General features: G+C 72.2%; 19 protein-coding genes, 2 pseudogenes and 1 riboswitch. Of the genes and pseudogenes, 8 read left to right on the forward strand and 13 right to left on the reverse strand.

All coding sequences use genetic code 11. The annotated features are described in order from the left end of the window. Positions 1–11: 11 nt before the first annotated feature. The 7 genes from ACF08B_RS37075 to fahA all read right to left on the reverse strand — a co-directional run bounded on the left by ACF08B_RS37075 (position 12) and on the right by fahA (position 6,798). On the reverse strand, positions 12–800 hold the full coding sequence (locus ACF08B_RS37075) for an ABC transporter ATP-binding protein (RefSeq protein WP_392321423.1): 789 nt from the start codon (positions 798–800) through the stop codon (positions 12–14). Then, on the reverse strand, positions 784–1,698 hold the full coding sequence (locus tag ACF08B_RS37080; protein ID WP_392321424.1) for an ABC transporter permease: 915 nt from the start codon (positions 1,696–1,698) through the stop codon (positions 784–786). The genes ACF08B_RS37075 and ACF08B_RS37080 overlap by 17 nt, the downstream gene beginning before the upstream one ends. Next, positions 1,695–3,038 (reverse strand): ABC transporter substrate-binding protein, encoded by a 1,344-nt coding sequence (locus ACF08B_RS37085; RefSeq protein WP_392321425.1) that lies wholly within the window; start codon positions 3,036–3,038, stop codon positions 1,695–1,697. The genes ACF08B_RS37080 and ACF08B_RS37085 overlap by 4 nt, the downstream gene beginning before the upstream one ends. A 35-nt stretch (positions 3,039–3,073) precedes the next feature. Further along, entirely contained in the window at positions 3,074–3,301 is a 228-nt protein-coding gene (locus ACF08B_RS37090; RefSeq protein WP_018568287.1) for a ferredoxin family protein, read from the reverse strand. An 80-nt stretch (positions 3,302–3,381) separates the two neighbouring features. After that, positions 3,382–4,170: a GntR family transcriptional regulator gene (locus ACF08B_RS37095; protein WP_392321426.1), complete on the reverse strand. Its 789-nt coding sequence runs from the start codon at positions 4,168–4,170 to the stop codon at positions 3,382–3,384. Between the two features lie 234 nt (positions 4,171–4,404). Next, entirely contained in the window at positions 4,405–5,343 is a 939-nt protein-coding gene (locus tag ACF08B_RS37100; RefSeq protein WP_392321427.1) for a M56 family metallopeptidase, read from the reverse strand. 237 nt (positions 5,344–5,580) lie between these two features. Next, positions 5,581–6,798, reverse strand: coding sequence for a fumarylacetoacetase (gene fahA, locus ACF08B_RS37105; RefSeq protein WP_392321428.1), 1,218 nt, complete (start codon positions 6,796–6,798; stop codon positions 5,581–5,583). A gap of 270 nt (positions 6,799–7,068) precedes the next feature. Here fahA and ACF08B_RS37110 point away from each other — a divergent pair. Both ACF08B_RS37110 and ACF08B_RS37115 read left to right on the forward strand, forming a co-directional pair. Next, a pseudogene (locus ACF08B_RS37110) lies at positions 7,069–7,544 on the forward strand (NAD(P)/FAD-dependent oxidoreductase); the annotation flags it as partial. 111 nt (positions 7,545–7,655) lie between these two features. Beyond that, a complete protein-coding gene (locus ACF08B_RS37115) occupies positions 7,656–8,468 on the forward strand; it encodes an HAD family hydrolase (protein WP_093696636.1) in 813 nt (270 codons plus the stop codon). A gap of 189 nt (positions 8,469–8,657) precedes the next feature. Here ACF08B_RS37115 and ACF08B_RS37120 read toward each other — a convergent pair whose 3' ends face one another. Beyond that, entirely contained in the window at positions 8,658–9,146 is a 489-nt protein-coding gene (locus tag ACF08B_RS37120) for a transglycosylase SLT domain-containing protein (protein ID WP_392321429.1), read from the reverse strand. Positions 9,147–9,151: 5 nt separating this feature from the next. Beyond that, positions 9,152–9,334, reverse strand: a riboswitch (cyclic di-AMP (ydaO/yuaA leader). 729 nt (positions 9,335–10,063) lie between these two features. Between ACF08B_RS37120 and ACF08B_RS37125 the strand changes: the two genes are divergently transcribed. The 4 genes from ACF08B_RS37125 (at position 10,064) to ACF08B_RS37140 (ending at position 14,585) form a co-directional block, all read left to right on the forward strand. Next, positions 10,064–11,074, forward strand: coding sequence for a polyprenyl synthetase family protein (locus ACF08B_RS37125; protein ID WP_392321430.1), 1,011 nt, complete (start codon positions 10,064–10,066; stop codon positions 11,072–11,074). Between the two features lie 292 nt (positions 11,075–11,366). Next, positions 11,367–12,629 carry an outer membrane lipoprotein carrier protein LolA gene (locus ACF08B_RS37130; protein WP_392321431.1) on the forward strand — a complete coding sequence of 421 codons (1,263 nt, stop codon included), beginning with the start codon at positions 11,367–11,369 and terminating at the stop codon, positions 12,627–12,629. Positions 12,630–12,664: 35 nt separating this feature from the next. Next, complete coding sequence (locus ACF08B_RS37135) at positions 12,665–13,672, forward strand: ABC transporter ATP-binding protein (RefSeq protein ID WP_392321432.1); 1,008 nt, start codon at positions 12,665–12,667, stop codon at positions 13,670–13,672. Beyond that, positions 13,659–14,585 (forward strand): ABC transporter permease, encoded by a 927-nt coding sequence (locus tag ACF08B_RS37140; RefSeq protein WP_392321433.1) that lies wholly within the window; start codon positions 13,659–13,661, stop codon positions 14,583–14,585. Before ACF08B_RS37135 ends, ACF08B_RS37140 begins: the two co-directional genes overlap by 14 nt. A gap of 30 nt (positions 14,586–14,615) precedes the next feature. On the opposite strand, the gene ACF08B_RS37145 is transcribed toward ACF08B_RS37140, so the two are convergent. Beyond that, complete coding sequence (locus ACF08B_RS37145; protein ID WP_392321434.1) at positions 14,616–15,203, reverse strand: flavodoxin family protein; 588 nt, start codon at positions 15,201–15,203, stop codon at positions 14,616–14,618. 196 nt (positions 15,204–15,399) lie between these two features. Between ACF08B_RS37145 and ACF08B_RS37150 the strand changes: the two genes are divergently transcribed. Further along, positions 15,400–16,578: a hypothetical protein gene (locus ACF08B_RS37150; RefSeq protein ID WP_392321435.1), complete on the forward strand. Its 1,179-nt coding sequence runs from the start codon at positions 15,400–15,402 to the stop codon at positions 16,576–16,578. Between the two features lie 73 nt (positions 16,579–16,651). Here the strand turns inward: ACF08B_RS37150 and ACF08B_RS37155 are convergent, their stop codons facing one another. From ACF08B_RS37155 to ACF08B_RS37165, 3 genes are all read right to left on the reverse strand, one after another. Beyond that, positions 16,652–17,128: a VOC family protein gene (locus tag ACF08B_RS37155; RefSeq protein ID WP_392321436.1), complete on the reverse strand. Its 477-nt coding sequence runs from the start codon at positions 17,126–17,128 to the stop codon at positions 16,652–16,654. A gap of 91 nt (positions 17,129–17,219) precedes the next feature. Then, entirely contained in the window at positions 17,220–18,269 is a 1,050-nt protein-coding gene (rarD, locus tag ACF08B_RS37160; protein ID WP_392321437.1) for an EamA family transporter RarD, read from the reverse strand. 172 nt (positions 18,270–18,441) lie between these two features. Beyond that, complete coding sequence (locus ACF08B_RS37165) at positions 18,442–19,296, reverse strand: SDR family oxidoreductase (RefSeq protein ID WP_392321438.1); 855 nt, start codon at positions 19,294–19,296, stop codon at positions 18,442–18,444. Between the two features lie 105 nt (positions 19,297–19,401). Between ACF08B_RS37165 and ACF08B_RS37170 the strand changes: the two genes are divergently transcribed. Continuing rightward, positions 19,402–19,806 (forward strand): winged helix-turn-helix transcriptional regulator, encoded by a 405-nt coding sequence (locus ACF08B_RS37170; RefSeq protein WP_392321439.1) that lies wholly within the window; start codon positions 19,402–19,404, stop codon positions 19,804–19,806. A gap of 13 nt (positions 19,807–19,819) precedes the next feature. Here the strand turns inward: ACF08B_RS37170 and ACF08B_RS37175 are convergent. Continuing rightward, positions 19,820–19,927: pseudogene (locus ACF08B_RS37175) on the reverse strand (2-oxoacid:ferredoxin oxidoreductase subunit beta); the annotation flags it as partial.

Consider the following 19,927-nt stretch of genomic DNA (forward strand, 5'->3'; position numbering starts at 1 on the left):
CGGGGTGCCTTTCACGATCCGAGCGAGGTGAGGATGTCGCGGCGCAGCGCCACGCGGGCCGGGGCGTCGAACGCGGCACGGTCACGCGGGCACGGCACGTCCCGTACGGCGGCCACCCGGCCCGAGCCGAGCAGCGTCACACGGTCGCCGAGGAAGAGGGCCTCGTCCACGTCGTGCGTGACGAAGACGACGGTCGCGCCGGTACCCCGCAACACCTCGACCAGCAGGTCCTGCATGCCGGAACGGGTCTGGGCGTCCAGGGCGCCGAAGGGCTCGTCCATGAGGACCGCCCGCGGGCTGTCGGCCAGGGCGCGGGCCAACTGGGCGCGCTGGCGCTGCCCGCCCGACACACGGTGCGGCAACTGTCCGGCCTGCGCGTTGAGGCCGACCCGCTCCAGCCAGGCCTCGGCCCGGGAACGGCGCTCGGCGCGCGGTACGCCCCTGATGGCGAGCGGGAGTTCGACGTTTCCGCGCAGTGTGCGCCAGGGCAGCAGTGCGTCCTCCTGGAACACCAGCGCGCGGTCGGCCGACGGTCCCGTCAACAGGCTGCCGTCCGCCTCGGCCCTGCCGCCCAGCGGGGCGAGCAGCCCGGCGAGTGTGCGCAGCAGCGTGGACTTGCCGCAGCCGGAGGGGCCGACGACGGTGAGGATCTCGCCGGGGGAGACCTCCAGGTCCACGTCGGCGAGGACCGCAGCGTCCGGACGGCCGAGGACGGCGCCGCGGAAGGCGAGCCGAGTGCCGCGGACACCCTCGGGTGCCGGTGCGACCGGAGCGGTGACGGTCTCAGACGAGGTGCTCATCGCGGGCCTCCTCGGTGTCGTCCTTGCCCTGCTGCTCGGACTGGGGCTGGTGCTCGGCGTCGTCATCGGCGCGAGCTGGGGCGGGGAGCGGGCGGACCGCGCGAGTGCGGCCGCCGGGGACGTACGAGGTGCGGGGCAGCCAGCGAGTCAGTCGCCGGCCGAGGAGTTCCACGGCCGTGGAGGTGAGCCAGCCGAGCACACCGATCGTGACCATGCCGACGAAGACACCCGGGTAGTTCACGATCGTGTAGTCCTGCCAGGTGCGGTAACCGACGCCGTACTGGCCGGAGATCATCTCGGCGGAGATCACGCAGATCCACGACACGCCGATGCCGACCGACAGCCCGCCGAAGATGCCGGGCAGCGCCCCGGGCAGCACGACCGACCCCAGGATCCGCAGCCGGCCGGCGCCCATGGTGCGCACCGCCTCCTCCCACACCGGGGTCAGCGCGCGGACCGCGTGCCGGGTCGAGACCAGCACGGGGAAATAGGCGGCGGTGCACGTGATGAAGACGATGCCCTGTTCGTTGGAGGGGAACAGGAGGATCGCGACCGGCACCAGGGCGATGGCCGGGATCGGCCGGATCACTTCCAGGACCGGGCCGAGCAGATCCTCGGCGAGGCGCGAGCGGGCGACGAGCACGCCGGTCGCCACGCCCAGGACGGCCGCGAGCGCGAAACCGGTGAGGATGCGGGTGAGGCTGTCGGTCAGGTCGGTCCAGTAGTCGGCGCCGGAGACCCGGTCGGAGAAGGCGTGGGCGATATCGGTGACCGTCGGGAACTGCGAGAAACGCAGCCAGAGGTCGACATCCAGGCTGGTCAGCAGCTGCCACAGGCCCAGGGCGACGGCGAGGGACGCAGTCCGCAGCACATACCGGGCCAGGGGCCGCCGGGTCATGAGGCCTGCTCCAGGGCCGCACGGTAGGAGACAGTACGGGCGTCGCCGTGGGCGGAGACGTACTCCTGCGCGGTGTCCGGGGCAACGAACGGCAGCAACTGTCCGCCGTCGGCGACCCAGACCGCCTTGTCGGCGAACCACAGCGTGCCGGTGGTCGTGTCGGGGACGTAGGCGGCGCGGACGGCATCGCGGTGCCCGGCCACATAGGTCAGGAGCTTCTTCGGGGTCTTGAAGGCGACCGTCTTCTCACGGCCCTTCACCCACGCCTCGCTCGCGGCCGGCGGGGGCGAAGCGGCGAGCCGCTTGGCGTACGACGCGCCGAGGGCCTTCTTCACGTTCTGGTCGTCCACGAAGGAGTCGACATCGACGTCACCGGTCAGGTCGGCGGCCTTCAGCACGGACACGTCCTGCTTCAGCGCGGCGACCAGCTGCGGCTTGACTGCGGGGTCGAAGGTGGCGATACCGTGCGCGCCGTTGTACAGGTAGACGACCTCGGCGGGCAGTCCGGTGGCCTCGGCGACCTTCTCGGCGGCGGCGACAGGCCGGCCCTTGAGGTAGTCCGTCGCCTGCGCCTGCGCCTTGAGGAAGGCCTTCAGGACCGTCGGGTGCTGCTCGGTGAAGTCCTCGCGGGCGGTGACCCCGTGGAAGGTGGGCAGGTTCAGCCGGGCACCGTCGTACAGGGCCTTCGCCTTGCCCTGGTAGGCGAGAAGGCCGGGCCAGGCGACGAACTGGGACAGCGCGTCCACGCTGCCGGCGGAGAGTGCGGAAGCACCCACCGCGGGCTGCTGATTGAGCTTGGAAATCCCCTTGTTCGGGTCGATGCCGGCGCGCTGCAGGGCCCGTACGAGAGTGCCGTCCGCGGCGGAGCCGACGCTCGTGGAGACCTTCTTGCCTTCGAGGTCCTTCAGCGAGGTGAGGTCGGAGTGCGGCGCCGTGACCACGGTGTTGAGGCCGCCGCGCAGGTTGTAGCCGGTGACCGACACCAGGTGGGTGGGTCGGCCGAGCTGTTTGCCGCGGGCCGCGTTGAGCAGCAGCGGGAAGTCACCCATCGAACCGATGTCGATCTTCCCGGCGGTCATCTGGGCGGTGATCGGCGCACCGGTGGCGTAGTCCTGCCAGTCGACCTTGTAGGTGTGCCCGTCGTGCAGGGAGTTGAGCTGCTTTTCGAAGTACCCGAGGGAACGAAGCAAGGTGCCCGCGGTGACGGTGTTGATCGTCTTGGACTGGTAGCCGACGGTCACGGTGACCGTGGAGCCGCTGCCCGCCTCGGCGCTGCCGCCGCAGGCGGACAGGGGCAGGAGGAGAGCGGCGGCGGACAGGGAAACTGCCGTGCGTTTCATGGTGGTCGGGCCTCTCACCGGAGCGGTTCGGAAGGTCAGCGGAGCAGGTAGGGCATGTTGACCGTGACGGCTCCGGTGGGGCAGCGGGCCGCGCACGGGCCGCAGTACCAGCACTCGTCGACGTGCATGTACGCCTTGCCGCTGCTGGTGTCGATGGCCAGGGAATCCAGCGGGCACATGTCCACGCAGAGGGTGCAGCCGTCGATGCACTTCGACTCGTCGATGGTCACGGGCACGTCGGCCCGCTGGGGCGCCAAGGGCATGGCTGTCTCCAGGAAACGTGCAGGCAGGGTCGCGTGCGGGCGGGAATACGCACACGCGTGGAAGGCGTACTGGCGGGTGGTTACGACCGGTGGAGCAGGCCGCTCATGGTGATGCGGTCGCCGCGGAAGCGGATGAACTCCAGGTCCACGGGGCGGCCGTCGTCGAGGTGTGTGAGGCGTTCCAGCATGAGCACGGAGGCGCCGCGCGGGGCCTCGAGCACGGCCGCGGAGTGGGCGTCCGCGTTCACGGCCTCCAGAGTGATCTCGGCGTGGCCCAGAGGCCGGCCGGTGATCGTCTCCAGCAGCCGGAAGACGTCGGTGTTCTCCAGGTCGGCGTCGAGCAGGGCGGTGCCGATGTCGAGCGGGATGTAGGTCAGGTCGAGGGAGAGCGGCAGGCCGTTGAGGCGGCGCAGACGTTCGATGCACAGGACGTCGGCGCCGGCCGCGACGTGGAGACGCTCGGCGACCGGGGCGGGTGCGGGAGAGGGGCCCATGGTGCGGACCTCGTTGGTGACGCGGCCGTGTTCGCGGAGGGTTTCCGCGAGGCCCATCAGACGGTCGAGCCCGTGCGGGTACTTACGGGCGACGACCACGGTTCCGACCCCGGGCAACCGGTCCACCAGACCCTCCGCCCGGAGCAGGTCCAGGGCCTGGCGGACGGTGTTGCGGGTCGCGCGGTAGTCGGTGGCGAGGGTCGACTCGTGGGGGAGGGTGCCGTCCTGGTAGGCGCCTGTGAGGAGTTGCCGGCGCAGCAGGTCGGCGAGCTGCCGGGCCCGGTCCGCACGCAGCCGGCGACGCGTGCGGTGGGCGGCGACGGTGGTCGCTGCGCCCTGACCGGCATGGTCGCGGGGGCGGTCGGTGGGTGGCATGGCTGGAACCATACCGAGAAGGTAGGGAAAGGGGTGTTGCTGAAGTGTTGCGCCAGGTGAGGGTGTGTGGAAAACGCTGCTGACCTGGGAGTTCATCCGAGCCAAAGGGGAGATCTGCCACCCGGTCGCAACCCGGCGCCGACTTTCTCTCCCCCCGGGGGCTTCGGCTCCCCCCTGCGGCGCCGGTGCCGACACCGGGCCGGCAGCGACAGCGGTGCCGTCACCGCCCGCAGGTCACGACAGTGCCGTAAGCCCCGGCGCGAAGGTGATGAGCAGGGGCAGCAGGGGCACCAGCGCGGCCACGGTCGTCGTCAGGGCCCGGTGCCGGCGCAGCAGCCGCGGCGGGGGCTCCAGCAGGCGGTCCACGCGCTCGCCGAGGAGGCGGTGGCTGGAGGCGCAGGAAAGGACACCCCGGTGCTGGTTCAGCTCGATCAGGGCGAGGGCCGTGGTGAGGTGCCCGCAGCGCCGGGACGCCGTGTCGTCCGCGGCCAGCTCGACCAGGCGGTGCGTCTGGTCGCAGAAATGGGCGAAGAGCGGGACGCGTGGGAAGCCCGTGGCGAGTGCGGTGGACAGGTGCAGCAGCCAGTCGTGGTGGGCGCGCGCGTGGCCGCGCTCGTGTGTGAGGACGGCGTCCAACTGGTGGTGCGTGAGCCGGTGCAGGGCCCCGGTGGTGACGACCAGTTGCGGTGGGTGCCCCGGCATCCACCAGGCGTCCGGGTACTCGTCCTCCAGCACCAGCATCGGCCCGCGGGCCGTCGGCAGTCCGGCCGGCAGCTCGGGGGCGCGTTCGCGCAGGTGTGCCCGGGCCTGACCGCGGCTGCGGCGGGCCTCGACGAGTTCCCGGGCCAGCATCGCCGTTGTCCAGGCGGCCCCGCACGCCAGCAGCAGGGTGAGTACGGCCGCCCACACCGGGGCGGCGGAGAGGTCGTACGCGGCGGTGACGGCGGGAGGGGCGGGGGCGAACACGTGGTCGCGCACGGTGTGGAAGACGGCTGCCGCTCCCAGGATCAGGGCGGCCAGGCAGCACAGCAGGACGGTGGCGACGAGACACTGCCACACCCACAGCGCGACCACGGGATCGCGCTCGGTCCAGGCGGCCCGCGTCAACGCGCGCGGGATGGGCACGGCGGCCGTCAGGGCGACGACGCTCAGCAGGAGCAGGCAGACGGTCATGCCGGGGCTCCGGTTCCTGGTCGGAGAGGGGCGCGGGTCTCGGTGGTGCCAAGGGAGCGGCGCGCGGCGGCGCGCCGCATGGGGTGCGTGTCCCCGTCAGTATGACGAAGAAGGGCGGCAGGAGTCAGGCCCTCGGACAGCCTGCCGCACCTCTTCCTCCACAGGCCCGGGCGCCCGCGCCCGGGCCTGCGACGTCCCGCGTTCTCCGACAGGCCGAGCACGGGTTCAGGCGGTCGCTCAGCCCGACACGACGCGCCCGGTGACCTCGCCCAGGGCGACGCGCCGACCGTCGGGGCCCGGGGCCCACGCCGACATCGTCACCACGTCGCCGTCCTCCAGGAAGGCCCTCTTGCCGTCCGGGAGCTCCAGCGGGTCGCGGCCGTTCCAGGTCAGCTCCAGCAGCGAACCCCGCTGGGCCTCCTCGGGTCCGCTGACCGTGCCGGAGCCGTACAGGTCGCCGGTGCGCAGCGAGGCGCCGTTCACCGTCATGTGGGCGAGCTGCTGCGCGGCGGTCCAGTACATGGTCGAGAAGGGGGGTTCCGACACCACATGGCCGTTGATGGCGACGGAGATCCGCAGGTCGTAACCGCCGGGCTCGATCCCCGGGGCCGAGTCGTCCAGGTAGGGCAGCAGCGGGTGCGTGCGCTCCGGGGGCGCCACGCGCGCGTGCTCCAGTGCTTCCAGCGGCGTGATCCAGGCCGACACCGAGGTGGCGAAGGACTTGCCGAGGAACGGGCCGAGGGGGACGTACTCCCAGGCCTGGATGTCGCGCGCGGACCAGTCGTTCAGCAGGCACAGCCCGAAGACGTGCTCGCGGAAGTCGCCGAGCGCGACCGGCCGGCCCAGTGCGGAGGGCGCGCCCACGACGAAGCCGACCTCCGCCTCGATGTCCAGCCGGATCGACGGGCCGAAGACGGGAGCGGGGTCACCGGGGCCCTTGCGCTGGCCGGACGGCCGGATGACGTCGGTGCCCGAGACGACGACCGTGCCGGAGCGGCCGTGGTAACCGATCGGCAGGTGCTTCCAGTTGGGGGTGAGGGAGTCCTCGGCGTCCGGCCGGAAGATGTGGCCGACGTTCCGGGCGTGGTTCTCCGAGGCGTAGAAGTCGACGTAGTCGGCCACCTCGAAGGGCAGATGGAGGGTCACCGACGACAGGGGGTGGAACAGCGGCTCGATCGTCGACCGGTGCGCGGACGACGTCACCCACTCCGTCAGGGCGCGCCGCACGTCGGACCAGGCCGCGCGCCCGGCGGCGAGCAGCGCGTCGAGGGTGGGCTGCGCCAGCAGCGGGTGGTGCGGCGAGCCGAGCGCGACGGCCGCGGCGCCCGCGTCGAGCACGTGGTCCCCGAGCCGGACGCCGACCCTGCGTTCCGTGCTGCCGGAGGGCGAGAACACGCCGTAGGGAAGGTTGTGCGGGCCGAAGGGGTCGCCCTCGGGGACGTCGAAGGGGGGCATGGGGGTACTGCCTCACTCTCATCCGAGCCATGCATGGCGATGCGTTCCATGTGGTCGCGCCACACGTTACGGCTGAGATGCGTGTCTTGGGCAGTGCCTCTCGCAGCTCTTGGGCTGTGCCGCCCGCAGCTCTCGGGCTTCGCCACCAGCAACTCCGGCGTTGCACCTCCCGCAGCCCTCGGGGGGTGCAGCCTTCAGCACTCCGGACGGCGCGCGGCGAGTCGGCGGCACAGACGCCGCTGATCGGTCGAATCGTTGCTCGCACCATGAGCGCTCAGCAATTACCCGTACCTCTACCGTTACCTGCCCGAGCCCGCCCGCCACCACCACCTGGTCCGCCGGGTGCCCGGCCCGCTCGGCGCGGCTGCGCGAGCGCTTCGACAGCGGGGTGCGGGTCCAGGAGATCGAGCGGCTGGTGGGTGCCGAGGCCCCCCGACGGCAACCCGGTCCTGACCGTCCGCACCCTCGGCGGCCGTACCGAGCGGCTCACCGCAGACCATGTCGCTGCCACCGGCTACCGCGTCGACATCGCGGCGACAGTCTTCCTCGGCCACGGGCCGCGCAGCCGGCTCGCGGTGAGCCGCGGCACGTCGAGGCTCGGCCCCGGCTGTGTCTCCTCGGTGCCATGCCAGTACTTCACGGGGCCGTCCGGCGGCGCCCTCGCACGGGCCGGTGATGCGCTTCGTGTGCGGTACGGAGTTCGCCTCCCCCGTCTGGCGAAGCACCTGGCCGCGCGGCACGGCTGAGGTGCGGCTGGGCCATCGAGGGTCCGGGGTACGCCACTTGGGGCCGAACAGCACGTAAGTACGTGGAGAGAGCGGTGAGTCGGCGGGGCGCGGTGTCCGTATTCTCTGATCATGGCACCCACCCCGGCATATGCACTGATCGCCACCGACCTGGACGGGACGTTGCTGCGCGGCGACGACACCGTCTCCGACCGGTCGCTCGCCGCGCTCGCGCGGGTGGCGCGAGCGGGTGCCCGGCATCTGGTGGTGACGGGCCGGCCGGCTCCGCGGGTACGGCCGCTGCTGGCGAACCTCGGCTGCACGGGGCTCGCGGTGTGCGGACAGGGTGCTCAGGTCTACGACGCCGCGGCGGACCGCCTGCTGTGGTCGGTCCGGCTGGACCGGGAGCTGGCGGAGACCGCGCTCGGCAAGATCGAGGCGGAGGTGGGCCAGGTGTTCGCGGCCGTCGACCAGGACGGCGTGGACGGGCTCACCCTCATCGAGCCCGGCTATCTGATGCCGCACCCCACGCTGCCCGCGCTCCGGGTGGGCCGGCGCGACGATTTGTGGTGCGAGCCCATCAGCAAGGTCCTGCTGCGCCACGCCACCCTGTGCGACGACGAGTTGGCGGCTGTCGCGCGCGCGGCGGTGGGTTCGCTGGCGACCGTCACCATGTCCGGGCCGGGCACCGTGGAGCTCCAGCCGCGCGGGGTGACCAAGGCGACCGGGCTCGCGCTGGCCGCCGAGCGGCTCGGAGTGGGTCCGGAACGCGCGCTGGCCTTCGGGGACATGCCCAATGACATCCCGATGTTCGACTGGGCCGCGCGGGGTGTGGCCATGGCCAACGCGCACCCCGAACTCAAGGCGGTGGCCGACGAGGTCACCGAGTCGAACGAGGACGACGGCGTGGCCGTCGTCCTCGAAGGACTCTTCCCGGCCGGGTGACCGGCCGTTCGGCACTGCTCCGTTCGCCCGGAGGCCGGTGCGCGCCGGTCCGTCAGGTGCCGGTGCGCTCCGGTCCGCCGGGCGTCGGGTGCGGGATGCCGGGCGGGTTCCGGTCCGCCGCCGGTGCGCGCCGGGCACGTCCGCCGGAACGTGCCCGGTGCGTCCGCCGGTACGGGCCGGACCCGTCCGTCAGTACGCGCCGAAGACGTTGTCGATCGAGCCGTACCGCGCGGCCGCGTAGTTGCAGGCGGCGGTGATGTTCGCGACCGGGTCGTAGGGGTCGAAGGAGGTGCCGACCACGTGGTAGGTGGCGAAGGTCGGGTCGATGACCTGGAGCAGACCCTTGGACGGGGTGCCCTTGACGGCGTTCGAGTCCCAGAGGTTGATGGCGTTGGGGTTGCCGGAGGACTCCCGCATGATGTTGCGGTGGATGCCGTTGTACGTGCCCGGGATCTTCTTCTCGGCCATGATCGCGAGGGATTCGCGGATCCAGCCGTCGAGGTTGTTCGGGTACCCGGCGGGGGTGGTGGAGGCCGTCGGGGCGGTGGTGGGGGCCGCGGAGGCGCTCGCGGCGCCGACGAGCGGCAGGGCGACGATGGCGGCGCCGGTGCCGAGGGCGGCGATGGTGCGGACGAGGCGGTTGTTCCGGGTGCGGCGGGGCTGAGCGGCAGCAGGCATGGGGAAGTTCCTCTCCGTCGCCTGCGAGGTGAGCTGTCGGGTTCGGGCGGGGAGGTGCCCGGCCGTGCCCTGGGGAGGCACGGCTTCACCCCTAGCCGTTCCGGTGCGACGTGTGCCGACCGGTACGGCGATGACTTACCTGGGTCCCCCGCTCCTGCCGTACGAAATGAGTTCGTCGATGGGTTACGCGGGCGGCGGCAGGATTAGGCGTCCGCCCGACGGCCCGGAACGTATGCGAGAGCACATGTCGGGAACAAGTACCCGATTCGCACAACACCCTATTTGACCTTGGTCTGTGGCTTTTGAGACGCTTGATCCTTTGCGGTTGCCAACTCTCAACTCGCCAGTAGGGCATGGGGAGAAGGGGGTACCGGTGGGTGTGGGTGATTCTCCCGCCCGAGTGAGCCAACTCACGAAATAGCAAAATAATGCAAATCAGACATGAGGGATTCAGGTGATTTGCGGCCGAGGTGGCATTGCGGCGGAACCCGCGACGAGGCGCCGGTCGTTGTGGTGGTGGCCGCGGCGCGCGAAGAGGTGAAGTGCGGCGACGAGAGAAGGGGGTGTCCGGGTGGGTGTCGGGTGCTGTTGCGCGCCCGATGTGCCCGTTGTATCCGTTGCGCCCGAGTGGGTCGCCGCTCCCGGTGTGCTCCCGAGGTGTCCACGGGGTGGCGTCGGCATTACTCCGCTCACGCCGTGATTCGCGACAAAGTGTGCGGATTCCTGTTAAGTCGATAAATGTCCATTCTTACCAAACGATCACAATCATACCGGTCATGATCCGATACCGCCCAGGCTGGACCGGTGGGCGCTATCGGTGATCGAAAGAGGACCGGATACGCTGACTTGAGTGATGGCAGCGACCTATCGACAAACCGTGTAAGCGCCAGCAGACACCAGCAGACAGGAGACCCCTCGTGACCGTCGTCGGGCCGTTCGGGCTGAGCGTGCGGGACCAGGCTCTGGAAGCCGATGTCCAGGCAGGATTGACGGCTGTCGAGGAAGGCTTGCTCGAGGCCACCAAGAGCGAGGTCCCGTTCATCACGGAGGCCGCGCAGCACCTCGTACGGGCCGGTGGGAAGCGGTTCCGTCCGCTGCTCGTGATGCTCGCGTCCCAGTTCGGCGACCGCTACGCGCCGGGCATCGTGCCCTCGGCCGTGGTCGTGGAGCTGACCCACCTCGCCACGCTGTACCACGACGACGTGATGGACGAGGCGGCCGTGCGCCGCGGTGTGGACAGCGCCAACACCCGCTGGGGCAACTCCGTCGCGGTCCTGACCGGCGACTTCCTGTTCGCCCGGGCCTCCCAGATCCTCGCCGACCTCGGTCCCGAGGCGGTCCGGGTGCAGGCCCTCGCGTTCGAGCGGCTGGTCACGGGCCAGATCCTGGAGACCGCCGGTCCCACGGACGGCCGCGACCCGGTCGATCACTACCTGGACGTACTCGGCGGCAAGACGGGCTCGCTGGTCGCGGTCTCCTGCCGGTTCGGCGCGATGATGTCCGGCGCCGACGAGACGGTCGTCGACGTGCTCACCCAGTACGGCGAGCGGCTCGGGGTCGCCTTCCAGCTCGCGGACGACGTCCTGGACATCGCCTCCGACTCCCACGAGTCCGGCAAGACCCCGGGCACCGACCTGCGCGAGGGCATCGCCACGCTGCCCGTGCTCCGGCTTCGCGAGCGGGCCGCCCGGCTCGGGCTGGCCGAGGACATCGCGCTGTGCGAGCTGCTGGACTCCGACCTCAGCGACGACGCCCGGCACGCCGAGGCGCTGGCGGCGCTGCGCGCCCACCCCGCGCTGGAGCAGGCCCGCCAGGACACGATCCGCTACGCGAAGGAGGCCCGGGCGGCGCTGGCGCCGCTGCGGGAGTGCGACGCCAAGGCGGCGCTGATCGAGCTGTGCGACGCGGTGGTGCACCGCGCCGGCTAGTCCGGCCGCCCACGGAACGGCGCCCACGGAACGGCGCCCGCGGAACGGCGCCCCGGACGGTCTCTCCCCTGGGGGAGCGGTGCCGACCCCTACGGGTAGGGGGAGACGCCGCCCCCGCGTGTCATACCGCAGGCGTACACCGAGTTGCTGCCGCAGTCTGACGCTTCCTCACGGCCGATTTGGTCAGATGGACACCACGGAAATCACCACTCCTCACCGATTCGGGTGAGAATGGCGGCTCAGGTGGACCAGCGTGAGGACAGCCGCCGCCGACGACGGAGGTAACGCACACATGGCACCGTACGAATCCGACGACGCAGCGGGCGCGGCGCGGGACGAGGACGCGCGTTCCGGCCGGCGCAAGGCCGCCCGGTACGCCGTACCGGTCGCGGTGGTGGGGGTGGCGGCGGCCACGATCGGGCTGGTCCCGGCACTCGCCGACTCCGGTGACCCCGACCTGCCCAGGATCAGCGCACAGCAGCTCATCGAGAAGATCGCCAAGTCGGACACCCAGCAGCTGTCCGGCACCGTGAAGATCAACACCGATCTGGGCCTGCCGGACCTCGGCGGCCTGGAGAACAGCCTCGCCTCGGGGGCGGCCCCGGGCTCCGGCGACGGCTCCTCCGCCGACCCGCAGTCCAAGCTCACCGAGCTGGTCAGCGGCAGCCACACCCTGCGTGTGGCGGCAGACGGCCCGGACCGGCAGAAGCTCTCCCTGCTGGAGCGGGGCGCCGAGTACAGCCTCATCCACGACGGCAAGGACGTCTGGGGCTACGACAGCAAGAGCAACGAGGTCTACCACTCCACCGCGGCCGACTCCGGCGAGGACCACCGGGCGAAGCCGCCCGCCACGCCCGAGGACTTCGCCGGCGAGGCGCTGAAGTCGGTGGACGACACCACGTCCGTCACCGTCGACGGCACCATGCGGGTCGCCGGCCGCGACGCCTACAAGCTGCTGATCAAGCCCAAGCAGTCCGGCAGCACGGTCGGCGCCATCAGCATCGCGGTGGACGCGAAGACGGGTACGCCGCTGAAGTTCACGCTGACGCCGAGGAGCGGCGGGGCCGCCGTTCTCGACGCGGGCTTCACCCAGGTCTCCTTCGCCGAGCCGGCGGCCTCGACCTTCGACTTCACCCCGCCCAGGGGTGCGAAGGTCACCGAGGACGAGGACGGCCCCAAGGGGCGGGAGCACGCCCACAAGGGCGGCGACGACTTCGGCAAGGGCGGGGAGGACTTCGGCAAGGGCGGGGAGGACTTCGGCAAGGGCGGGGAGGACTTCGGCAAGGGCCTGGACGGAGCCACCGTCATCGGCAAGGGCTGGACGTCCGTCGCCACCTTCGACACCGGCGCCGGCGGCGGCCTGCCCACCGGCTCCCAGGGCGGTGACCTGGGCGGCTTCCTGGGCTCGCTCGGCGAGCAGGTCTCCGGCAAGTTCGGCAAGGGCACGGTGTTCTCCACCCGCCTGGTCAACGCCCTGATCACCGACGACGGCAAGGTCTACGCCGGCGCCGTGACCAAGGAGGCCCTGGTGAAGGCGGCGGACACGGGGAAGTAATCCTTCCCGGGCACGAGGATTCGAGGGGGGAGCCGATGGACGCACCGTCCGCCACGCAGCGGGAGGGGCACGACCCGGAGGACGCGCGGGAGCACGACCCGGCGCAGGCGCCCGAGGGCGTCATAGCCACGCGCGGACTCACCAAGCGCTACCGCGGCGGACAGCTCGCCGTGGACGGTCTCGACCTGACCGTCCCGGCGGGCAGCGTCTTCGGCTTCCTCGGCCCGAACGGCTCCGGCAAGACCACCACCATCCGCATGCTGATGGGCCTGATCGAGCCGACCTCGGGCACGGCCCGGGTGTTGGGCCGCCCCATGCCGCGGGCGGCTCGTGCGGTCCTGCCGCAGGTCGGCGCGCTCATCGAGGGCCCCGCCCTGTACGGCTTCCTGTCCGGCCGGGACAACCTCCTGCGCTACGACGCCGCCGACCCGACCGCCGACCCGCGCACCCGGCGCGTCCGCGTCGCCGCCGCCCTGGACCGGGTGGGCCTCGCGGCCGCCGCGGGCAAGAAGGCGAAGGCGTACTCGCTCGGCATGAAGCAGCGCCTCGGCCTGGCCGCGGCGTTGCTCCAGCCGCGCAGACTGCTCGTCCTGGACGAACCGACCAACGGCCTCGACCCGCAGGGCATGCGGGAGATCCGCACCCTGATCCGGGAACTGGCCGCCGACGGCACGACCGTCTTCCTCTCCTCGCACCTCCTGGACGAGATCGAGCAGGTCTGCACGCACGCGGCGGTGATGACGCGGGGCCGGCTCGTCACCCAGGGCGCGGTCGCCGACCTGGGGGCCGGGGCGCGCGGCCGGCTGGTGGTGCTCACCCCGGACGCGGCCGATGCCGCCCGGGTGCTCAAGGAGCAGGGTGTCGGGGACGTCACCGCGGACGGTGACCGGGTCACCGGCGAGCCGCCCGCACGGGACCTCGCCGAGGTGACCGCGGCCCTGGTCGGCGCGGGCGTGCGCGTCCGGGGCCTCACGCTCGAACGGGCCTCGCTGGAGGACGCGTTCGTGGCACTGACGGGGGAGGGTTTCGATGTCGCGGGCTGAGACGGTCCCGGGCCCGGCCGGCGGGGGCGGCACGCCGGTTCCCGCGCCGCCCGGGGAGGCGGCCGTCCGGCGGCCGCGTCTCCTGTGGACCTTCGGGCTGCTGCGCAGCGAGATCGTCACCACGGTCCGCCGCTGGCGCACGCTCGCCCTGCTGGGTGTGCTGGCGGCGGTGCCGGTGCTGGTGGGGATCGCGGTGAGGATCGAGACCAGGGGCGGCTCGTCGGCGGGCGGGGGCGGCGGCGGTCCGGCGTTCATCTCGCAGATCACCAACAACGGCCTGTTCCTGGTGTTCACGGCACTGGCGGCGACGCTGCCGTTCTTCCTGCCGATGGCCGTCGGCGTCGTCGCGGGCGACGCGATCGCGGGGGAGGCGGGCGCGGGGACCCTGCGCTATCTGCTGGTCGCCCCGGCCGGCCGGACCCGCCTGCTGCTGACCAAGTACACGACCGTGATGGTGTTCTGTCTGCTGGCCACCCTGGTCGTCGCCGTCTCGGCGCTGATCGTCGGCGCCCTGCTCTTCCCGCTCGGCGATCTGACGACCATCTCCGGCACCCGGATCGGCTTCGCCGAGGGCCTGGGCCGGGCGTTGCTGATCGCCCTGGTCGTCGCCGCGTCCCTGACCGGTGTGGCCGCGCTCGGCCTGTTCGTGTCGACCCTCACCGGCAGCGGCATCGCGGCGATGGCGACCACCGTGGGCCTGCTGATCACCGTGCAGATCCTCGACCAGATCCCCCAGTTGCACGCGCTGCAGCCGTACCTCTTCCCGCACTACTGGCTGTCCTTCGCCGATCTGATGCGCGATCCCGTCTACTGGGACGACCTGACGACGAACCTCGGACTCCAGGCCCTGTACACGGCCGTGTTCGGCTCGGCGGCCTGGGCGCGGTTCGCGGCGAAGGACATCAGCGCGTAGCCCCCGGGGCGGCCCGGGGGCGGTGCGGTCCTACGCGGTCCGGTGCGGGAAGCGGGCGAGCGGCGCGTCCTGCGCGAAGAACGTCTTCGCGCGGGTCAGTGCCCCGGTGTCCTTCAGTACGTCGCCGGGCTTGCTGCCGTTGCCGAGCAGGACCCCGCCGAAGCGCATCCCCAGGTAGGCGGCCGAGTTGTTGAGCGTGCCCACGTACGGGTCGGCGACGGACGGCTCCTCGTCCGCCAGTGCGGCGACGCCCCAGAGGGTGCGTCCGGCCATCGTGGCCTTGAAGTCGACGCCCGGGGTGCGCAGCCAGCCGGACCAGTGGTCCAGGTAGGTCTTGGTGAGGCTGGAGACCGAGTACCAGTACAGGGGCGAGGCGATCACGATGTCCGTGGCCGCGAGGGTGGCGTCCAGCAGCCGGCCGGTCGCGGTGTCCGACGGCGGGCGTACGTGGTCGCTGTCGTGCCGGAGGTCCACGAAGCCGGGCAGCGGCTGTTCGGCGAGGTGGATCCAGCGCTGTTCGACGTCACCGGGCAGCTGTTCGGCGGCCCGGCGGGCCAGCAGTTCGGTGTTGCCCTCGGCGCGGGCGCTGCCCAGGACGAAGAGGAAGCGGCGGCTCATGGGTCCCCCAGAGACGAGCGATGTCGGCACAGAAATAAAGACGCGCGCATCATATGCACATGCAAGCAACTTTCTCCAGGGTGGCTGGTGCGAGGCTGTGACGTCACGGTGACGCACAGGGCGTGGGGAAAGTCCACACTGGACGACAGGGACGCGTACGACCGGATCGTGACGCCGGGGGAGTGAGGGAAAACCGATGTCTCGACTCAGCTTCGAGAAGAAGCGGGCGCAGCAGCCCGCGGCGCACCCGGCGGTGGTGGCCGTGCGGGTGTTCGGCGCGGGAAGCGCGTCGGTGGGCGGGGCGTCCGTCGTGGCGGCACCGGGCGAGCAGATCCAGCAGGCCGTCCTGAACCACCTCCAGCGCCTGGCCATCAGCCTGGGCGCGCCCATACGCGCCAGCGTGCACGACGACAGCGCCGGCTGCGTCGTGCCCCTGGAGGTCTCGGCGGACGGCTCCAGCCGGGTGACCGGGGAGCCGGTCCGGCTGGCCCGCCGCAGGGAGCCGGCGGCGGAGCGGACTCCGGCCCGGCAGCCGCTGCCGCCGGGGACCGTACTGGCGCCGACCGGGCAGTTCGGCCCCCCGCCCGTCATGGAGGCGGCCCCGCCCGTCCTCGACGAGGCCCCGCCGGTCGTGGACGCCGTCCCGCTCGCCGTGGCCGCGGCCCCGGTCGCGGAGGTGGTCCCGCCGGTGCCGGACCTGCCCACGCCCGTCCTGGACCTGCCCGCGCCGGTCATGGACGTGTCGGCGGTCCTCGCCGGCGGGCCGGTGGCGCGCACCGACACGCCCCGGACCCGTACCGTCGAGCCCGAGCCCGAGATCCCCTCCGCCCCCACCCACACCCCGCCCCGCGGTTTCGACGCCGTCGCCGAGGAGGTGCTCGGGGACGGTCCGCTGACCGAGACCGCCGAGGGGGCCGAGCTGCTCACCGAGCCGATGACCCGCATCAACGAGGCCGTACGGGCGGGCGACATCGACACGGCGGCGGAACTCGCCGACCGCACGGTCACCGAGGCGTCCACCGTGCTGGGCCCGCACCACACCGAGGTGCTGCACCTGCGCGAACTGAACGCCTACATCGCCTACCTGGCGGGCGACCCGGTCCGCGCCTTCAGTCAGTCCCTCGACCTCGCCCGGCTCCGCCGCGACGCACGGGACGCCGAGGCGGCCTACGGCAACGTGCAGAGCGCGGCGACCGCCTGGCGTGCGGTGCGCGATCCCGAGGAGGGCCTGCGGCTGGGGCGCGACCTGATCGAGCTGTGGACGGACCTCAGCGCCGAGCCCGGCCCCGCGGCCGACGACCCGCGCCCCCTGGACTCCGCCCGCGCCCGGATGGTCCGGCTGACCGACCGGGCGTCCCGCGCCGCACAGGCGTAACCGGCGTACGCGGTACGGGCGTCGGCGCGCCCGCACCGCACGGCCCGCCACCGCCGTACGGGCGGCGGCGGGACTAGTGCACGCAGAACTCGTTGCCCTCCGGGTCGGCCATGACCACCCACTCGCCGGAGGGTTCCTTCACCTCGTGCAGCACGCGCGCGCCCAGCGCCTCCAGCCGTGCCACCTCCGCCGGGCGCTCGCCCGGGCCGGTGTGCAGGTCGAGGTGGAGCCGGTTCTTCGCCGTCTTCGTCTCCGGCACGCGCTGGAACAGCAGCCGCCGCCCGAGCCCGGTGCCGGTCCGCGGGTCGTACGGGTCGTCGGGATGCCGTACGGCGATCAGGTCACGGAAGGCGGGCCGGCCGTGGTACTCCACGGTGGCCGCGCCGGGCAGCGCGCCGGCGGACAGCAGCTGTTCGATCAGGGCGCTGTTGTCCTCGGCCGTGTAGTGCAGCGCGGCGGCCCAGAAGTCGGCCTGGGTGTGCGGGTCGCCCGCGTCGATGACGAGCTTCCAGTGCAGCGGGGCGGGGGTGGGAGCGGGTGCCTGGGTCATGGTGACCACTTATAGCCGCGACGGCCCGCCGGACGAACGTCTTCCGTGCCGTTCCGCCCGGCCCACCGCGCCGTCCCCCCCGTGCCCGGAGTTACGGCGTAGCGACCTCGGGGTCCGGGCCGGGGGCGGTGGCCAGGCTCTCCGCCTCCGGCCCGGCGACCACCGCGCCGGCCGCGACGGCGGTACCGGCCGCGACAGGGCTGTCGGACACCGCGGCCGGCACGCCACCGGACTCCCGGAGCGCCCGGGCCCCACGACGGGCGGAGCGCAGCGCGTCGCCCGTGAGCAGTATTAGCGCCAGCCAGACCAGCCCGAATCCGGCCCAGCGCTCGGGCGGCATGGCCTCGTGGAAGTAGAAGATGCCGAGCAGGAACTGGAAGACGGGCGCCAGGTACTGCAGCAGTCCGAGCGTGGACAGGGGCACGCGGATCGCCGCCGCGCCGAAGCAGACCAGCGGCAGCGCGGTGACGATGCCGGTGGAGGCGAGCAGGGCCGCGTGCCCGGGGCCGTCGTCGACGAAGCTGCTGCCGCCGTGCGCGACGAGCCACAGCAGGTAGCCGAGCGCGGGCAGGAACTGCATCGCGGTCTCGGCGGCCAGCGACTCGACGCCGCCGAGGGCGACCTTCTTCTTCACCAGGCCGTAGGTGGCGAACGAGAAGGCCAGGCAGAGCGAGATCCACGGCGGCCGGCCGTAGCCGACGGTCAGGACGACCACGGCGGCGAAGCCGGTCGCGACCGCCACCCACTGCACGGGCCGCAGCCGCTCCTTCAGCAGGAGCACGCCCATCGCGATGGTGACGAGCGGGTTGATGAAGTACCCGAGGGACGCCTCGACGACGTGGCCGGAGTTCACGGCCCAGATGTAGACGCCCCAGTTCACGGTGATGACGGCCGCCGCCACCGCCACGAGTCCGAGCCGGCGCGGCTGGCGCAGCAGCTGCCCGGCCCAGGCCCAGCGGCGCACGAAGAGCAGGGCGACGGCGACGAAGACCGCGGACCAGACCATGCGGTGGGCGAGGATCTCGACCGCTCCGGCGGGCTTGAGCAGCGGCCAGAACAGCGGGACCAGACCCCACATGCCGTACGCGGCGAAGCCGTTCAGCAGGCCTATCCGGTGTTCGCCCTTGGATGTCCCGGCCACGGGCCCCTCCCTCTCATGTCAGGCACGCGAGAACGAAGGTAACGCCGAGCACCCCCGGCTGTCATGCCCGTATCGCCATACGGTCATGACAGTCATGAGCCGGGTGCGCCGCAAGGGGCTGACCTGGGGGGTTCCGCCCGTCGGCGGGGTCCCTCCGGATGCCGGGAAGGGCTCAGTCCTTGAGGGCCGCGGCGACGGCGTCCGCCAGCGGAGTGGTCGGCCGGCCGGTCAGCCGGGACAGGTCGCCGGAGGAGACCGCCAGTTCGCCCTTCTCGATCGAGGCGTCCACGCCGGCCAGGATCGCGGCCAGCGGCGCGGGCAGCCCGGCGCCGGTCAGGATGCCGGTGAGGGCCTCGACGGAGACCGGGTTGTAGACGATCTCCCTGCCGGTCTGCCGGCTCAGCTCGGCGGCGTACTCGGCGAAGCCCCACGCCACGTCACCGCCCAGCTCGTACGTCGTGTTCTCGTGCCCCTCGCCGGTGAGCACCGCGGCCGCGGCGGCCGCGTAGTCGGCGCGGGAGGCCGAGGAGATCCGGCCGTCGCCGGCGGCCTGGACGACCGCGCCGTGCTCCAGCACCGGCGCCAGGTTCTCGGTGTAGTTCTCGTGGTACCAGCCGTTGCGCAGCAGGCTGTACGGCAGGCCCGAGGCGAGCAGCACCTCCTCGGTGGCCCGGTGGTCGTCGGCGAGCGCCGCCCGCAGGCTGCCCGGGGCGCTGGTGTAGGCGAGCAGCGCGACGCCCGCCGCCCGCGCCGCGTCGATGACGACCTCGTGCTGCCGCACCCGGCCCTTGTCGAACTCGTTGCCCGAGATCAGCAGGACCCGGTCCCCGGCCGAGAACAGGCCGTCGAAGGTCTCGGGGGCGTTGTAGTCGGCGACGGCGAGCCGCACTCCCCGTGCCGCGAGGCCGGCGGCCTTCTCCTTGTCGCGCACCACCGCGGTGATCCGCTCCGCCGGGACCTTCTCCAGCAGCTGCTCCACGACGTGCCGGCCGAGGTGTCCGGTGGCTCCGGTGACGACGATGCTCATGGTGGGGACTCCTTGGGTGCCGAGAGGTTCGGTGGGCCGTATGCCACTCACCATAGGTAGTGCACTAACCAAGCGAAAGTACCCACTTTGAAGTAAGGTACTGGCATGACGGTAAGCAACCGGATGACGGACGCCGAGGCGCTGTGCCCCCACCGCCTCGTCCTGGAGCACGTCACCAGCCGCTGGGGTGTCCTCGTCCTGATCGAACTGCTGGAGCGGCCGTACCGGTTCAGCGAGCTGCGCCGCGCGGTCAGCCGGTTCGGCGGCCGTACCGTCAGCGAGAAGATGCTCACCCAGACCCTCCAGACCCTGGAGCGCGACGGCCTGGTCCACCGGGACGCCAAGCCCGTCATCCCGCCCAGGGTCGACTACTCGCTCACCGCCCTCGGCCGGGAGGCGGCGGAGCAGGTGCGCGCCCTGGCGCGGTGGACCGACACCCGCATGGGCGACGTGGAGAAGGCCCGCCGGGAGTACGACGAAGCCCGGGAACTCAGGTCCCGGGCTTCGTAGAACGGCGGCGCACTCAGCCGACGACCGTCCAGGTGTCGTTGCCGGCGAGCAGGGCGGCCAGGTCGCCCTTGCCCTTCTGCTCGATGGCGGTGTCGAGCTGGTCGGCCATCGCCGTGTCGTA

The organism is Streptomyces sp. NPDC015139 (assembly GCF_043079785.1).
GTDB lineage: Bacteria > Actinomycetota > Actinomycetes > Streptomycetales > Streptomycetaceae > Streptomyces > Streptomyces albidocamelliae.

Coding starts and splice junctions, on each gene's coding strand:
- ACF08B_RS37075 (WP_392321423.1), bottom strand. CDS start 800: ATGAGCACCTCGTCTGAGACCGTCACCGCTCCGGTCGCACCGGCACCC.
- ACF08B_RS37080 (WP_392321424.1), bottom strand. CDS start 1,698: ATGACCCGGCGGCCCCTGGCCCGGTATGTGCTGCGGACTGCGTCCCTC.
- ACF08B_RS37085 (WP_392321425.1), bottom strand. CDS start 3,038: ATGAAACGCACGGCAGTTTCCCTGTCCGCCGCCGCTCTCCTCCTGCCC.
- ACF08B_RS37090 (WP_018568287.1), bottom strand. CDS start 3,301: ATGCCCTTGGCGCCCCAGCGGGCCGACGTGCCCGTGACCATCGACGAG.
- ACF08B_RS37095 (WP_392321426.1), bottom strand. CDS start 4,170: ATGCCACCCACCGACCGCCCCCGCGACCATGCCGGTCAGGGCGCAGCG.
- ACF08B_RS37100 (WP_392321427.1), bottom strand. CDS start 5,343: ATGACCGTCTGCCTGCTCCTGCTGAGCGTCGTCGCCCTGACGGCCGCC.
- fahA (WP_392321428.1), bottom strand. CDS start 6,798: ATGCCCCCCTTCGACGTCCCCGAGGGCGACCCCTTCGGCCCGCACAAC.
- ACF08B_RS37115 (WP_093696636.1), top strand. CDS start 7,656: ATGGCACCCACCCCGGCATATGCACTGATCGCCACCGACCTGGACGGG.
- ACF08B_RS37120 (WP_392321429.1), bottom strand. CDS start 9,146: ATGCCTGCTGCCGCTCAGCCCCGCCGCACCCGGAACAACCGCCTCGTC.
- ACF08B_RS37130 (WP_392321431.1), top strand. CDS start 11,367: ATGGCACCGTACGAATCCGACGACGCAGCGGGCGCGGCGCGGGACGAG.
- ACF08B_RS37135 (WP_392321432.1), top strand. CDS start 12,665: ATGGACGCACCGTCCGCCACGCAGCGGGAGGGGCACGACCCGGAGGAC.
- ACF08B_RS37140 (WP_392321433.1), top strand. CDS start 13,659: ATGTCGCGGGCTGAGACGGTCCCGGGCCCGGCCGGCGGGGGCGGCACG.
- ACF08B_RS37145 (WP_392321434.1), bottom strand. CDS start 15,203: ATGAGCCGCCGCTTCCTCTTCGTCCTGGGCAGCGCCCGCGCCGAGGGC.
- ACF08B_RS37150 (WP_392321435.1), top strand. CDS start 15,400: ATGTCTCGACTCAGCTTCGAGAAGAAGCGGGCGCAGCAGCCCGCGGCG.
- ACF08B_RS37155 (WP_392321436.1), bottom strand. CDS start 17,128: ATGACCCAGGCACCCGCTCCCACCCCCGCCCCGCTGCACTGGAAGCTC.
- ACF08B_RS37165 (WP_392321438.1), bottom strand. CDS start 19,296: ATGAGCATCGTCGTCACCGGAGCCACCGGACACCTCGGCCGGCACGTC.
- ACF08B_RS37170 (WP_392321439.1), top strand. CDS start 19,402: ATGACGGTAAGCAACCGGATGACGGACGCCGAGGCGCTGTGCCCCCAC.